Genomic DNA, 14,654 nt, shown 5'->3' on the forward strand with positions numbered 1-14,654 from the left:
GAACTTCTGCATGACAGGCTCCTGTTGGACTCACTCGATGTTTCCGATGAGGGAAAAGCTACGTAGCGTTCAAGAATCACGCAACGCCTTCGTTGCGCACTTCCTCCATCAGTGCAGGTCAAAGCCTAGATTTCGTTGCAATGGATATGCAGATAACGCAACGTCAGCCCATGGATCGTTGCATTGGATGGAGAGTGAACGCTCCGCGCGAGGCCCGGCGGCCGCGTCGGGCCGTCCGAAGACGGGGCGAGGCTGCACTCGTGGGGCGAACGGGCACACTCGTACCCATGCCGAACGCTCCGCGCCTCGCCTCAACCGATGAGATGCGAGCACACCTCGTCGAACAGTTGGACGCCGTCCTGCGCCGCCCGTCCGCGTACGGCGACCTCGACACTGCCGTCTGGTTCCTGATGGACCATCTGCTCGTCCTGGAACGGGACGCCGGAGCGTGGCAGAAGGAGCAGTCCCGGCTCGCCGAGTCCGGCGCCTGGTACGCGGACGGCGTCCAGGCGCCTTCGAGAAGCTGCTGCCGTCGGACCCGGCCCGCGACGCGCACACCGCCTCCGTCTACGCCGAGTTCGCCCACCGCCGCGGCTGGCTCACCCTCGGCCGCGCACTGTCGGAGACGGAGTACCGGGCCGTGCGGGACGCACTGCCCGGCTGGTGCGCGGTGGACCGGGAGTGGCGCGACGTTACGGCGGCGTTCGGCGAACCTTCCGTCGTCTTCGGCGGCCAGAACCCTCACACGAGCAAGGCCGTGGCCTACGCCACCGAGAAGCCGGAAGACCCCATGCTCGTCGTGCACCTCTGGAACGACCACGACTCCGGCCGCCCGCAGCCGGCCGTGCTCGCCGCCCGGGTCGGCGGCACACTGCTTCCGGAAGCGTTCACGTTCACCCCGCTGGGCCGGTCCCTCCGCGCATCGGGAGCCGGAACGGATGGACGGCCATCAGCGTTCCCGAGACGTTCCGTCCGGGTCAGCGGACCGGGCCGGCGCCTCGTCGTCCGTGAACGCGCGGTCGGCGGGCCGGTTCGGGGGGTGCGGACTCGGTGGGCCCGGGGGCGGGGCGGCGGGTGGTGCTCGCGGCCGCCAGGGCCGTGAAGGCCAGCATGACGGCGGCCGTGGCCAGGAAGCCGGCGGTGAGGGAGACCCCGGCGAAGTGGCCGACCAGGGGCATCAGCACGGTGGTGGCCACGCCGATGGACAGCATGCGCAGGCTGGCCATCTTCGCCTTCTCCCCGTCACCCGCGCGGTTCTGGAGGCTCGTCAGGAGCCAGGTGAGGGCCGAGAGGTTGGCGAAGCCGGCCGCGAGCAGGGCTGCCAGGTGGACCGCCGGCGCGGCGGACAGGCCCAGCGCCAGGGCCGCCGCGGCCTGGAGGGCGCACCACAGCGGCAGCAGCGCGGCCCGCTGGGTGTGGCGGGTGAAGAAGGAGGAGGCGATCATGCCGAGGGCGAAGACCGCCTCCAGCAGGGAGACGTACTGGCCCCGGCCGCCGTAGTGCTCCGCCACCAGCGGGACGACCAGGGTGCTCACGCAGGACTGGAAGACGAAGTCGGCGGCGCACAGCACGATCACGCCGAGGACGGCGAGGTCGCCGCGGTAGCGGTGGAACATGGCCCGCCAGTCGTGCAGGGCCAGCGGCAGCGCCGTACGCAGCACCCCGGCGGCCGGGCCGCGCGGCTCGGGGGCCGTCGCCGGCAGGCTGCGTACGAGGGCCGCGACGGCCAGCGCGACGGCGGTGTCGGCCAGCAGGGCGCCGGCCAGGGAGGTCCACAGGAGCAGCAGGCCGAGCAGGGCCATGCCGGTCAGCGCCCCCACCTGGACGGCCACGTTGATCAGGGCGTTGAGCCGGGCCCGGCGGGCGGGCGCGACGTGCCAGGCGGTGTACTTGAACAGGGCGGCGCGCTGGACGTTGTCCACGAAGGCCAGCAGGACGACGCCGGCGGCGATCAGCGCCACCGCGCCCGGCGGCCGGGTCAGCCCGGTCAGGGCGAGCCCGGCGACGGTGGCGGCGCGGGCGAGGCTGCACGCGGTGTGCACGCGCCGCGAGTCGAGGGCGTCGACGAGGGGCCCGGAGAAGGGCAGGACGCAGACGGCGGCGGCGCCCTGGAGGGTGAGGGCGAGCGCGAAGGCCTGCGGGCTGCCGGTGAGCTGGTACAGGAGCTGCCCGAGGGCGAGCAGGTAGACGCCCATGCCGATGCCCAGCAGGGCGAGGGAAGTCAGCAGGGTCGGGACGATCCGGTCGGGGGCAAGGCCGGGGGCGAGGCCGGCGGCGAGGCCGGCGGCGCGGCCGGGGGCGAGGCCGGCGGTGCGGTCGCGCGGCATCAGGCCTCCACCCGGCGGTCCACGACGGGGCGGATCTTGCCGCTGACCGGGTGGCGGGCGAGGGCGCCGGGGGCGTGGCATTCGACGTGGAAGTCGGCCGGGCCGGCGCCGTCCTCGTAGATCCGGGTGCCGGCGAGGAGCGGGAAGCGGTCGGCCAGGTGGGCGCGCAGGGCCTCGGGTCGCAGCGGGCGGGGGGACTCGGTGCGCAGGGTGAGGGTGTCGCGGCCGCCCTGCGAGGTGATCTCGGCCTGGAGCTCGGACACCCCGAACCCGGATACCGCGTCGAGGAGTTCTGCGTGCAGCAGGGCCGCGCCCATGAGGCGGACCACGCCGTCGGAGCGGCCGTGGTATTCGAGGGTGCGGCCGGAGATCCCGCAGGGGCAGTCGTGGTGGACGAAGCGGCCGCGGTCACCGATGCGGTAGCGGATCAGCGGGCCCTCGCCCTTCTGGAACGTGGTGGTCAGCAGCTCGCCCGCGGTGCCGTCGGGCAGGGGGCGGCCGTGCTCGTCGACGACCTCCAGGTAGTTGTAGTCGTCGTTGACGTGGTGGAGCATCCCGTCGAGGGCGGCGCACTGGTAGCCGAGCTGGGCCCCGTCGTTGGCGGCGAGGACGCTGGAGACGATGCGGGTGCCGAGGTGCTCGCGCAGCCAGGTGCGGTCGGCGCGGCCCATGGCCGTGCCGAGGTAGAGGACCTTCTCGATGCGCAGGAGGGGGTCCTGCCGGTACGCCTCGCGCAGCAGCGGGAGGATCATGGTCGGTACGCCGATGACGGCGTTGGCGCCGAAGCTGCGGGCGAGCATCAGGAGGGACTCGGGGGTGGCGGCCTGGGCGGTGGTGCAGCATTCGAGCGGCATCCGGCTGAACTCGGTGACGGTCGTGGTCAGTCCGCCGTAGAGGTCGCCGCCGAAGAGGGTGTTGACCAGGCGGTCGCCGGGCTCCAGCCCCATGGCGTAGAAGAGGGGGACGGCCTCGCGGACCATGTTGTCCCAGTCGGTGCGGGCGTAGACGATGTAGCGCGGCGTGCCGGTGGTGGAGCCGCTGCGCAGCACCTCGCCGGTGGGGCGGGCGCCGCTGGCGAAGCCGCGGCCGGCGGGCAGCGAGTGCGCGGCGAGGGCGGCCTTGTCGAGCACGGGCAGGCCGGGCAGGTCGTCCAGGGTGCGTACGGGCGGCAGGTCGCGGTAGTACGGGGACCTGCGGGCGCGGGCGGCGGTGTGGCGCAGCCGGGCGTCGAGGCGGCCGGTGCGGCGCGGGTCCTCGGCGGCGCGGGCGGCGGCGAGGGTGGTGCCGTACAGGCGGGTGCGGCGGCTGAGGGCGGCGGTCCAGGCGGAGCGGCAGTCTCCGCGCAGCACCCCGGCGGTGAACGCGTCCTGCCCGGGCAGCGGCCGCCCGGCCGGGAACCGCGTCTCCAGCGGGTCGGGTCCGGCGGTGCCGGGCGTGGCGTACAGGGCCGGGTCCCAGCCGGGGCTTCCGTACGGGGCCGCGTCCCCGGCGGGAGCCGCGTGCCGGGCCGTGCTCCGGGCGGGTGCGTCGTAGGGGGCGTCGTACGGGGCGTCGTACGGGGCGTCGTACGGGGCCTCGGCCCCGGCCCGCGCGGCGAGGGGCAGCAGGTCGGGCACGCGCAGCGGGGTGCCGGCCGCGTCCGCGGGGGTGTCGCGGGGGGTGGTGCGGGCGGTGGGCAGGGGAAGTCCGGGGCGGCGCAGGAGGGCGGTGAGCTCCCGCCAGAAACCGGGGTCCGCGGTGCGCACGGTGACGTGGTTGCCGGTGGCCCAGGCGAGCAGGAGGCCGCGCAGGGTGGTGCCGGGGCGATCGTCGTCGAGGACGACAGCGCCGACCGGCCGCAGCTCGTCGACGTCGTTGGTGTCGGTGAGGGGCTGCCAGGGGTACTGGGCGAGACCTCCGAGGAGTTCGTCCAGCCCGTCGGCGAACTCCTCGCCGGCCCCGAAGAGCGGACGCAGGGCGGTCAGTCCGTGCGCGTCGAGCAGTTCGTCGAGCCCGGATCCGGGCCGGTCGGCCTCCTCCAGCGCGAGCAGGAGGTCGGTCGGGTAGTACCGCACGGCCCGCCCGGCCCCGTCTCCGCCCCCCGCGGGCGCGGCAGCGCGCGCCGGGGGCGCCGCGGGCGCCGCGGGCGCCGGTGCGGCGGGGGGCGCGGGCCTGGCGGGCGCGGCAAGGGCGGCGGGGGCGGTCATGCGGCCTCCTCGGAGGGGGTTGCGGTGGCTTCGGCGCAGGAGCGGAGGTAGGCGCGCAGGACGTCCGGATCGGGGTGGGAGGCCTCGACGGCCAGCGGTACGAGCCACTCCTGGTAAGTGATGTGACGGGCGGCCGGGGTGCCGGGCGGGAGGGTGTGGACCCGGTCGGCGCACGGGTGGTCGAGCAGGTGCGCGGGGAGGGCCACGGGGTGCGGGCGGTCGGCGGGCAGGTGGTGTCCGGGAACGACGAGCCAGCCGTGGTAGCGCCCGCTGGGGGTGTCCGGGGCGGGCCGCGGCAGGCCCAGCCGCAGGGCGATCTCGTAGGAGGGCAGGTGGATGCCGGTGTGCCGCAGGTGGGCGTCGACGACCCCGGCGCCGCCCATCCGGTTGGCCACCTCCAGGAAGACGAGCTCTCCCCGCGGGGTCTCGAAGAATTCGAGGTGGACGGTGCCGCAGTCGATGCCCAGGGCGGTGACGGTGCGGCGGGCGAGGTCCTCGTACCGCTCCTCGGGGGGCAGTTGGTGGGAGCCGAGCGGGACGCCCGCGGCATAGTCGGCGGGCTTGCCCACGTACCGGCTGGTGACGCTGTGGACGAGGACCCCGTCCCGGACGAGGCCGTCGGTGTGCAGGATGTCGCCCTCGACGTACTCCTCCAGCTCGTATGCCGCCGGCTCGGCCAGCGCGCGGTGCGCGGCCAGGGCGCGGCGGGCGCTGGGGAAGACGCGGACGCCCTCGCTGCACGTGCCGCGGCGCGGCTTGAGGACGGTGGCCCCGGACCAGGGCAGCAGGGCGCCCTGCGCGGGCGCGGCCGCGAAGCGCGGGGTGCGGATCCCGGAGCCGGCGAGCGCCTGCTTCATGCGGACCTTGTCGTGGGCCAGTTCGGCCTGCTCGGGGGTGGGTCCGGGCAGTCCGAGGTGGCCGCGGACCCGGCAGACGGCGAGGACGCCGAACTCGGAGAGGGACAGCACCGCTTCGTAGCCGTCGGCGGGTGAGGTGCGGGCGATGACGCCCGCGGCGAAGTCCTCGTCGGCCGGGACGGGCAGCCGCCGGGCGGGCAGACCGGCGGGCAGGTCGGCCAGCCGGTCGGCGTGTCCCGCGTAGGTCACGTCGTGGCGCCGGTGGTCGATGGCCCGGTCGTAGCCGGCCTTGCGGTACGGCAGTTGGTGAAGGACGAGGATCTTCATGCCTGACGCTCCAAGGGGACTGCCGTCCGCGGCGCGGGGACGGCGGGAAAAACCCTTGTTCAGCCGCCGGGGCCCGGTCAACGCGGGGCGTGCGGGAATGGCGATGCGGGCGATCACCCCTTTCGATCGCCCTTTTCGATCGCCCGCCCGATCGCCCGCCCGATCGGCCGCCCCGGCCGCCCCGGCCGCCCGGTCGGCCACCCCGGCCCGGCTCCGACGCCATCCGGCGCCGCCGCGGCGCCGCCTCGGCCACGCCCCGGCCACGCCCCGGCCACGCCCCTGACCTCGGAACATCGAATTGTTCGATGGCGGCGATAGCGGTTCTCCATCGGCGGCGCGTTGAATCGGCGCGGGCAGCGCCACGAGGATCGGTGTACCGCCTGCGCCGATCCGCCACCCGGGGGTGTCCCATGCCGAAGTACCGCAGCCGCTCGGGGAAGTTCGTCGTCTCCGGGGTCTCGTCCGACGCGCACACCTGGAATCTGGTCTTCCTCCAGCTGATGCTGGAGGAGCGCGGCCACGAGGTGGTCAACCTCGGTGCCTGCCCGCCCGACGACGAGGTCGTCGAGGCATGCCTGCGCGAGCGCCCGGACGCCCTGGTGGTCAGCACCGTCAACGGGCACGGCCACATGGACGGGGCCCGGCTCGTACGGACCCTGCGCGCGCACCCGGACCTGGCGGAGCTGCGCGCGGTGATCGGCGGCAAGCTCGGGGTGGACGGCGCGGCCGACAGCCACGTGGACGCGCTGGTGGCGGCGGGCTACGACGCCGTCTTCGCCTCCGAGCACGGGCTGGAGGAGTTCGCGGACTTCCTCCGGGAGCTGCGCCCGCGCCGCCGCGCGCCCGCGGAGCCGGTCGCATGAGCGGGCCCGGCACCGCCGGCCCGGGCCGGTTCGCGGCGCACGTGCGGCGGGCCCGGGAGTCCGGGTCGCTGGTCGTGCAGCCGCGGATGGGCTTCGCCGGCGCGCGCCGGATGCGCGAGGGGCTGCGGGCGGTCCGTGACGTCGCGGCGCCCACGGCGGGCACCGTCACCGTGGACAGCTACACCCGGGTCGGGGAGTACGCGCGGGCGCTGGAGGCGCTGCGCTCCGGGGCGGAGTTGAACGGCTTCCCGCTCCTGGCCCATGGGGCGGAGGGTACGCGTGAGGTACTGAACGGGCTGGCTTCGGAAGGTTTCCCGGTCCAGGTGCGACACGGCTCGGCGTTGGCGGGGCGCGTGGTGGCGACGGCCTGCGCGGCCGGCGCGGACGCCACCGAGGGCGGCCCGGTCTCGTACTGCCTGCCCTACGGCCGTGTACCGCTGCGGGATTCGGTGCGCGCCTGGGCGCACTGCTGCGAGCTGATCGCGGCGCGCGAGGAGCCGATGCACCTGGAGACCTTCGGCGGCGGCATGCTGGGCCAGCTGTGCCCGCCCTCGGTGCTGGTGGCGCTCAGTGTGCTGGAGGCCCTGTTCTTCCGCGAGCACGGGGTGCGTTCCGTTTCCCTCAGCTACGCCCAGCAGACGCACCCCGGGCAGGACCTGGAGGCGCTCGCCGCGCTGCACCGGCTCGCCGCGGAGCGGCTGGACGGCGGCCCGGACGGTGGCCCGGACTGGCACGTGGTGCTCTACACGTTCATGGGGGTCTTCCCGCGCTCGGCGGCGGGCGCCTTCCGGCTCCTGGAGGAGAGCGCGCGCCTCGCGGTGCGCGGCGGGGCCGCCCGGCTGGTGGTCAAGACGCCCGCGGAGGCGCACCGGATCCCGACCCTGGACGAGAACGTGGCCGCGCTGGAGTTCGCCGCGGCCGTGGCCGCCGACGAGCGGGGCCGTACGCGTGCGCGGCTGCGGCCGGCGCCCGTCCCGGGGCCGTACGGCCCGTACGGCGTGTACGAGGAGGCCGCGCTGCTGGTGGACTGCGTGCTGGAGCAGGCGCCGACGGTGGGCGAAGCCTTGCTGCGCTCTTTCGCGACGGGGCTGCTGGACGTTCCGTACTGCCTGCACCCGGACAACGCGAACCGGGCGCGGGCCGTGGTGGACCCCTGGGGGGTGCTGCGCTGGGCGGACCCGGGGCGCGTCCCGCTCCCCCGGCGGGCCCGGCGCGGTGCGTCCGCATCCGCGTCAGCATCCGCATCCGCGTCAGCGTTCGCGGGCGCTGGCGCGGGCGCGGCGGTCGGCTCCCGGCAGCTGCTGGACATGCTCGGCTTCAACGCGCGCCGCTTCGACGCGGAGGACGTGCTGGGCCGCCGGCTCGGCGACGGGGCGGCGGCATGAGCGCGCACCGGGCGCCCGCTGCGGGCCGGGCGGGCTCCGTGCCCGCCGCCGGGCCGACGCTGGCCGCCGTGCGGTCGTACGGGGCGCTGCGCGCGGTGGTCAGCCGCGGGGTGCCGGGGCTGTCGGCGCGCTCGGCGCGGGGGGTGTGGTCGGGCCTGGACACGGACGTGGCCCGGGCGGTGGCCGCGGCCGCGCTGGGCGACGCCGGGGCGGTGGAGTGGGTGCCCGCCGACCCTGCGGACCGGCTCGGCGTACTCGCGGCGGGCGGCGCGGAGCTGACGGTGGCCAACACCACCTGGACGATGGGCCGCGAGGCGGCCTGGCCGGTCCTGTTCGCCGCGGTGACCTGCTACGACGGCGAGGGCTTCCTGGTCCGCACGGCGGACGGGATCACCGGCCCGGCCGATCTGGCGGGCCGCGGGCTCGCGGTGCAGGCGGGCACCACGAGCGCCGCCAACCTGGCGGCCTGGTACGGCCCGAGGGGCCTCGTGGTCCGTGTACGGGAGTACCCGACGCCCGCGGCCGCGCTGGCCGGGTACGCCGACGGAGGGTGCGCCGCGCTGGTACTGGACCGGGTGGCGCTGGCCGGGCAGCGGGCGCTGCTTCCCGTACCCGCGGAGCACACGGTCCTCGCGGAGACGATCTCGCGCGAGCCGATGGCCGCGGCGGTCCGCGAGGACGACCCGGGCTGGCTGCGGCTGTGCCGGTGGGTGGTGAACCTGCTGCTCGCCGCCGAGCACGAGGTGGCGCGGACCGGGCCCGGGGACGGGCACCGCGCCGCGGCCCTGGAGCGGGTGGCCCGGGCGGCCGGCCGGCACGGGCCCGCCGCCGGGCTGGACCCGCGGTGGGCCGCCCGCGTCCTGGCCGCCGTCGGCACCTACGCGGACGTGTACGAGCGCGCGCTCGGCCCGGCCTCCGGGCTGGACGTACCGCGCGGCCTCAACGAGCTGTGGACCGGTGGTGGTCTGCACTACCCGGTTCCCCTGTACTGAACGATCGAGATCGGAGATTCGTGTGACCCTCGTCAGCGACCCCTCAGCGCCCCGCATCGCCATCATCGGGGCGACCGGCGCGGTAGGCGGCACCCTCGTCGAGCTGTTCGAGGAGCGGGGGCTGCCCTACCGCGAGCTGTACCTGGTGGCCTCGCCGCGCTCCGCCGGCCGGGAGGTGTGCGTCGCGGGCCGCTACTACACCGTGCGGGACCTGGAGGAGTTCGACTTCGGCTCGGTGGACCTGGCGTTCTTCTCGGCCGGTACGGCCGTCAGCGAGCGGTGGGTGCCGCGCGCCACGGCCGCGGGCGCCCTCGTCATCGACAACACCCGCGCCTTCCGCATGGATCCGGCGACCCCGCTGGTGGTCCCGCAGGTCAACGGCGCGGAGCTGGACCGCCGGCCGGACAGCGGTACGGTCGCCAACCCGAACTGCTCCACGATCCCGCTGGTGCGGCTGCTGGACGCGGTCGGCCGGCGCTGGGGGCTGCGCCGGGTCGTGGTGAGCACGTACCAGGCGGCGTCGGGGCTGGGGCACTCGGGGATCGAGGAGCTCCAGGAGGCGAGCGCGCTGGCGCTCCAGGACCCGGGCGCCGAGCCGCTGTCGAAGCGGTTCGCCCCCTCGCTGGCATTCAACGTGCTGCCGCAGATCGACGAGGTGCTGGAGAGCGGCTTCACCCGCGAGGAGGAGAAGCTGCTGCACGAGTCGCGGCGGATCCTGGACCTGCCGGGGCTGGACGTGACGGCGACGTGCGTACGGGTGCCGGTGGTCAACGGGCACTCGGAGTCGGTGTGGGTGGAGTGCGCCGGCGAGGTCGAGCGCGGTGAACTCGTCGCGCTGCTCGGGGCGCTGCCCGAGGTGAGCGTGTACGACGGGCCGCAGGCCCAGCCGCCGGTGCCGGCCTCCCTGGAGGACCCGGACCGGGTGCACGTGGGCCGGATCCGGGTCTCGCCGAACGATCCGCGGGGCTTCTGGCTGTGGCTGGTCGCGGACAACCTGCGGGTGGGCGCGGCGCTGAACGCGGTGCAGATCGCGGAGGAACTCCTCGCCCGGGGCACGCTGTGAGCGCGGCGCGGGTCCTGAAGTTCGGCGGGTCGAGTTTCGCCGGGCCGGACGGGTACGAGCGCGTCGCGGACGCGGTCGGACGCCGGCTGCGGGAGGGGCGCGGCCCGCTGGCCGTGGTGGTGAGCGCGGGGCCGGGCGAGACGGAGGCCCTGCGGGAGCGGCTGCTGGGCATCGACCCGCATCCCGAGGACGAGAACCTGGCCGGGCTGCTGACGCTGGCCGACACGGCGGGCGCCCAGCTGCTGGCCGCGGCCCTGCACCGGGCGGGCATCGGTTCGGCGGTGCTGGCCGGGCAGCAGCTGGGGCTGGTCTCGGACTCGGTGTTCGCGCGGGCCCGGCTGGTGCACACGGACCCGGGGGCGCTGACCGCGGCCCTGGCCGGCCACGAGGTGGTCGTCGTACCGGGCGGGCAGGCCGTGGACGCGCGGGGCCGGCCGACCTGGCTCGGCAAGAACAGCTCGGACCTGTCGGCGGTGGCGGTGGCCGCGGCCGTCGGCGCGTCCGCGTGCGAGATCCACTCGGACGTGGACGGCATCTACAGCGCGGACCCGCACCTGGTGCCGGGGGCTCGGCTGCTGCCGCTGGTCTCGTACGACACGGCCTCGCTGCTGTCGCTGCACGGCGCGAAGGTGATCCACCGGCGGGCCGTCGAGATGGCCCGCAGGTACGGCGTGGAGCTCGTACTGCGGTACGGCCGGCCGCCGTTCGCGCACGGCACCCGGGTGGGCGCGGCGGGCGAGCCGGTGTCCGCCGTCGTCCTCAACCGGCGCTCGGTCGCCCTGCGGTACGCCGGCGAGGCCGAAGCCGACCGGGCGTACGCGGCGCTGCGCGCGGCGAACGCGGACGCCGTACGGCTGGGCGAGGGCCCGCTGGTCGTGGCCGTCGGCGGGTTCCTGGACCTAGCAGAGTTCCACCGCCGCCGCGGCCTGGCCCCCGGGGCGGGCGCGGGCGTACCGGTGACGGTGCTGCGCGGCCCGGTGGCGACCACGCATCTGGCGGCCGACGCGGAGGGGGCCGTGGCCCTCGCGCGGCGGCTGCACGGCACGTTCGAGAACGGCCCGGCGCCCCGCGCCCGGCCCCTGAGACTCGCAGGAGTGTGATGCACATGACCATGACCGTCGCCGACATCCTGGGCGTGCGACCGGACAGCGGCTCCGCGCTCGCCGTCTGGGACCTGCCCGACTCCGTGCGCGAGGCGGTGGGCCGGGACCTGGCCCTGCTGGCCGACCCGGCCGCGGACCTCGACTGGGCCACGGCCCGCTGCCACCAGGTCTTCGCCCAGCTGCCGACCGAACTGCTGCGCCGGCTGCTGGACTTCGGCCGTCACCCCGACACCCCGGGGGTCGCGCTGGTCGGGAACCTGCCGCAGGACGCCCTGCTGCCGCCCACCCCGCTCGACGGCGGGCCGAGCACGGACAAGGGGACCTTCGTCGCCGAAGGGGTGCTGCTGGGGCTGAGCGGGCTGCTGGGCGAGCCGGTGGGGATGCTCACCGAGAAGGACGGCCGGATCGTCCACGACGTGGTGCCCGTCCCGGGCGGCGAGCACACCCAGACCAACCAGGGCTCGCGGGCCTTCCTGAACTTCCACAGCGACATCGTCCACGACCCGGCGGGCCGCTACGACCTGGCCAACCCCGACTTCCTGGTGCTGAACTGCCTGCGCGCGGACCACGAGGGCGAGGCCGTGACGTACTACGCGGACGCCCGCGACATCGCGGCCTCCCTGGGCGACGAGGTGCTGACGACGCTGCGCAGCCCGCTGTTCCGGCTGAACGCCCCCGGCGGCTACACCCGGGCCCACGCCGGCGGCCGCGAGGTGCTCTCCGACCCGGTGCCCCTCATCGGGGGCGCGGCGGCCTTCCCGGAGATCACCGTGGCGGCCAACGGGGTGCGCCCGATGACCACCGCGGCGGGCACGGCGCTGCTGCGGCTCCAGGAGGTCTGCCGCTCGGTGGCGCAGCCGGTGCGGCTGCGGCCCGGCCAGGCCCTGCTGGTCAACAACCGCAAGGGGGTGCACGCCCGTTCGGTGTTCACGCCCCGCTACGACGGGCTGGACCGCTGGGTCCAGCGCACCTACGTACGGCGCAGCCTGTGGACCATCCGCCACCGCGCCTCGCCGACCGCCCGCCGCGTCCACCTGTGAGCCCTCCTCAGGCGGCGGCCGCGGCGGCCGCGGCCGCTGGCCGGTAGTACTCGGACATGAAGGCGACGGTCTGCTCGACGAACAGGCGCATCTCCCGCGACAGCTGCTTGCCGCGCCGCCAGGCGAGCTGGGTGAACACCTCGAAGGGCGGCTCCCAGTCGAGGACGGCGAGCTGTCCGCTCTCCACCGCCTCGGTGACGGTCATCGTCGGCAGCAGGCTGATGCCGAGGCCCGCGGCCACGCCCCGCTTGATGGACTCGATGTTGCCGAACTCCAGGAAGGAGACCGGCTCCCCCGAGCCGTCGTTCAGCTCGGCCTCGAACAGCTCGCGGTAGGCGCAGCCGGCTTCGGGGGCGAGGACGGCCGCGGTGCGCAGGTCCTGCGTCGTCAGGCCGCGGGCCAGGGCGAGGGGGTGGTCGGGAGCGGCCACGACGGCCAGCGGCTCGGAGCCCAGGACGGCGGTCTGCACCCCGGAGTGCTCCGTCTCGGCCTCCATCAGGAAGCCGAGGTCGAAGGAGCCCTGGCGCAGCGAGTGGCAGGTCTCGGCGCACAGGCTGGGGCGGAGCACCAGCTGGAGCAGCGGGTAGCGGTGGTGGAAGTACTCCAGGACGGGGGGCATCCGGTAGGAGATCAGGCTCTCCATCGTGCCGATGGTCAGGACCCCGGAGGGATCTCCGAGGCCGGCCGTCACGCCCCGCGCCTCGTCGGCGAGGGAGAGGATCTGCTCCGCGTACGGCATCAGGCGCTCACCGGCCGGGGTGAGCTGGATCTTGCCCCGGAGGCGTTCGAAGAGCTCGACGCCGAGGGAGATCTCCAGTCCCTTGATCTGCGCGGTGACGCTGGACTGGGCGTACTTGAGCTCGGTGGCCGCCCGCGTGAAGCTGAGCAGTGTCGCCACCCGGTGGAAAGTCGTCAGCTGTCGGATGTCCACGTGGTCTCCCGCGGGTTCGAGGCCGGTCCCCCGGTGTGCGTTCCGGTCAGCCCCAGCCCATGTCGTCGCCCGTGCCGCTGCCGGTGCCGGTGCCGCCGGTGCCCGTGCCGGGGGCCGGCTGGGTGGCGGCCGGCGCGATGGGCCCGTCGGCCAGGACCGTGGCGGTCGCGGCGCCGCCGGCCGGCAGGACGAACAGGGCGGCGAGGGCGAGAGCGGCGGTCTTGGCGGCGATCGGGGCGAAGCGGGCGCGGAGCATGAGCGGTCCCATCCAGGAGTCGGGGTGAGGTTCTCGAACTCCCCTTTCACGTCCCGCGGTTGACGTGGTTCGGGGGGCTTGTGCCGAGTTGTGCGGCGGCTGTTCTCCGCCGTGGCTCAAGCATCCTTCGAGCGGTGGGTGCAGGTGAAGGGAAACCGGGTGGCCTGATTGGGCCCTGGCCCCTTCAGTCCACTGGCGCGATCCCGGTGGCGCCGGGCCGTGCTGGGTGGTTTCATCCCCTCGATCGGCAGCTTGCCGTTTGGCATGATCAGGGCGGAGCGACCAGCCCGCCGCTCTGTTCAGCAGGGGGATCCAGTGCTTGAGTCATTGGGGTTGGACGGGCCCACAGAATCCGTCTACCGCACCATGCTCGCCCATCCGGAGGACGACGCGACCGCGTTGGCGAAACGGCTGGGCTGGACCGAAGAGGACATCCGCCGCGCCTGGGGGCGGCTGGCCGAACTGTGCCTGGTGGTCCACGACCGGGCCGACTTCCCGGACCATCCGCGCGCGGTCAGCCCCGAGCTGGGGCTGGAGCACCTGCTGGCCCGCCAGCAGGCGGAGTTCGCGGCGCACCGGCAGCGCATCGCCGCCTCGCGGGCGGCCGCCTCCCAGCTCATCTCGGAGTACGCGGGTCTGCAGCCGGCCGCCGCGCACACGGGAGTGGAGCACCTCAACGGGGTGGAGCAGATACGGGCCCGGCTGGCCCGGTTCACCAACGAGGTGGAACAGGAGGTGATGGCCTTCGTGCCCGACGGCGGGCAGAGCGAGGAGAACATGGCCGCCGCCCGGCCGTTGAACGAGCGCCTGCTCAAGCGCGGGGTGGTGATGCGCACGATCTACGTCGACGCGGTCCGCAACAGCCCGCCGACGGTGGAGCACGTGAACTGGCTGACCGGCCAGGGCGGCCAGGTGCGTACGGTGGCCGTCCTCCCGACCCGGATGACGATCCTGGACCGCAAGACCGCGATCATCCCCCTCGACAGCGAGGACAGCCTGGCGGGGGCGGTGGTGCTGACCGGCCACGGGACGCTGACCGCGCTGTGCACGCTCTTCGAGAGCGTGTGGGACCAGGCGCAGCCGTTCGGCGAGGCCTCCTCGCCGCGCGGCAGCGACGAGGCCCTGAGCCGGCAGGAGGCCGCCGTGCTGCGGCTGCTGGCCGAGGGGCACACGGACGAGGGGATCGCCAAGCGGCTGGGGGTCTCGCACCGTACCGCCCGCCGGATCGCGACGGTCCTGATGGAGCGCCTCGGCGCGCGGAGCCGGTTCGAGGCCGGCGTCCGTGCGGTCCGCTGCGGCTGGCTCCCGTACGAGCCGTAGCCCG

The 14,654-nt window shown here is 75.1% G+C and carries 12 protein-coding genes; 7 read left to right on the forward strand and 5 right to left on the reverse strand.

Translation table 11 applies throughout. The features are described from left to right. Positions 1-977: 977 nt before the first annotated feature. From ADK52_RS42580 to ADK52_RS27940, 3 genes are read right to left on the reverse strand one after another with little or no spacing between them, the layout of a single operon-like run. On the reverse strand, positions 978-2,327 hold the full coding sequence (locus tag ADK52_RS42580) for an MFS transporter (RefSeq protein WP_053692615.1): 1,350 nt from the start codon (positions 2,325-2,327) through the stop codon (positions 978-980). Continuing rightward, positions 2,327-4,513 carry a phenylacetate--CoA ligase family protein gene (locus ADK52_RS27935; RefSeq protein WP_159046043.1) on the reverse strand — a complete coding sequence of 729 codons (2,187 nt, stop codon included), beginning with the start codon at positions 4,511-4,513 and terminating at the stop codon, positions 2,327-2,329. Before ADK52_RS27935 ends, ADK52_RS42580 begins: the two co-directional genes overlap by 1 nt. After that, a complete protein-coding gene (locus ADK52_RS27940) occupies positions 4,510-5,697 on the reverse strand; it encodes an ATP-grasp domain-containing protein (protein ID WP_053692617.1) in 1,188 nt (395 codons plus the stop codon). Before ADK52_RS27940 ends, ADK52_RS27935 begins: the two co-directional genes overlap by 4 nt. A 410-nt stretch (positions 5,698-6,107) precedes the next feature. On the opposite strand from ADK52_RS27940, the gene ADK52_RS27945 reads away from it, so the two are divergent. The 6 genes from ADK52_RS27945 to ADK52_RS27970 are packed head-to-tail and all read left to right on the forward strand — an operon-like array spanning position 6,108 to position 12,143. Continuing rightward, positions 6,108-6,560: a cobalamin B12-binding domain-containing protein gene (locus ADK52_RS27945; protein ID WP_053692618.1), complete on the forward strand. Its 453-nt coding sequence runs from the start codon at positions 6,108-6,110 to the stop codon at positions 6,558-6,560. Further along, complete coding sequence (locus tag ADK52_RS27950; protein WP_053692619.1) at positions 6,557-7,945, forward strand: methylaspartate mutase; 1,389 nt, start codon at positions 6,557-6,559, stop codon at positions 7,943-7,945. The genes ADK52_RS27945 and ADK52_RS27950 overlap by 4 nt, the downstream gene beginning before the upstream one ends. Then, positions 7,942-8,937, forward strand: coding sequence for a transporter substrate-binding domain-containing protein (locus ADK52_RS27955; RefSeq protein ID WP_063783952.1), 996 nt, complete (start codon positions 7,942-7,944; stop codon positions 8,935-8,937). The genes ADK52_RS27950 and ADK52_RS27955 overlap by 4 nt, the downstream gene beginning before the upstream one ends. 22 nt (positions 8,938-8,959) lie before the next feature. Beyond that, positions 8,960-10,000 carry an aspartate-semialdehyde dehydrogenase gene (locus ADK52_RS27960; RefSeq protein ID WP_053692620.1) on the forward strand — a complete coding sequence of 347 codons (1,041 nt, stop codon included), beginning with the start codon at positions 8,960-8,962 and terminating at the stop codon, positions 9,998-10,000. After that, on the forward strand, positions 9,997-11,100 hold the full coding sequence (locus ADK52_RS27965; protein ID WP_053692621.1) for an aspartate kinase: 1,104 nt from the start codon (positions 9,997-9,999) through the stop codon (positions 11,098-11,100). Before ADK52_RS27960 ends, ADK52_RS27965 begins: the two co-directional genes overlap by 4 nt. A 5-nt stretch (positions 11,101-11,105) precedes the next feature. Next, a complete protein-coding gene (locus tag ADK52_RS27970) occupies positions 11,106-12,143 on the forward strand; it encodes an oxygenase (RefSeq protein ID WP_199828560.1) in 1,038 nt (345 codons plus the stop codon). A gap of 7 nt (positions 12,144-12,150) precedes the next feature. Here the strand turns inward: ADK52_RS27970 and ADK52_RS27975 are convergent, their stop codons facing one another. Further along, positions 12,151-13,074, reverse strand: coding sequence for a LysR family transcriptional regulator (locus tag ADK52_RS27975; protein ID WP_053692622.1), 924 nt, complete (start codon positions 13,072-13,074; stop codon positions 12,151-12,153). 46 nt (positions 13,075-13,120) lie between these two features. Beyond that, positions 13,121-13,330: a hypothetical protein gene (locus ADK52_RS27980; RefSeq protein WP_147420151.1), complete on the reverse strand. Its 210-nt coding sequence runs from the start codon at positions 13,328-13,330 to the stop codon at positions 13,121-13,123. 315 nt (positions 13,331-13,645) lie between these two features. On the opposite strand from ADK52_RS27980, the gene ADK52_RS27985 reads away from it, so the two are divergent. Then, positions 13,646-14,650: a helix-turn-helix domain-containing protein gene (locus ADK52_RS27985; RefSeq protein WP_053692624.1), complete on the forward strand. Its 1,005-nt coding sequence runs from the start codon at positions 13,646-13,648 to the stop codon at positions 14,648-14,650. Positions 14,651-14,654: the final 4 nt, after the last annotated feature.

This window comes from Streptomyces sp. WM6372 (genome assembly GCF_001279655.1).
Taxonomy (GTDB): Bacteria; Actinomycetota; Actinomycetes; order Streptomycetales; family Streptomycetaceae; genus Streptomyces.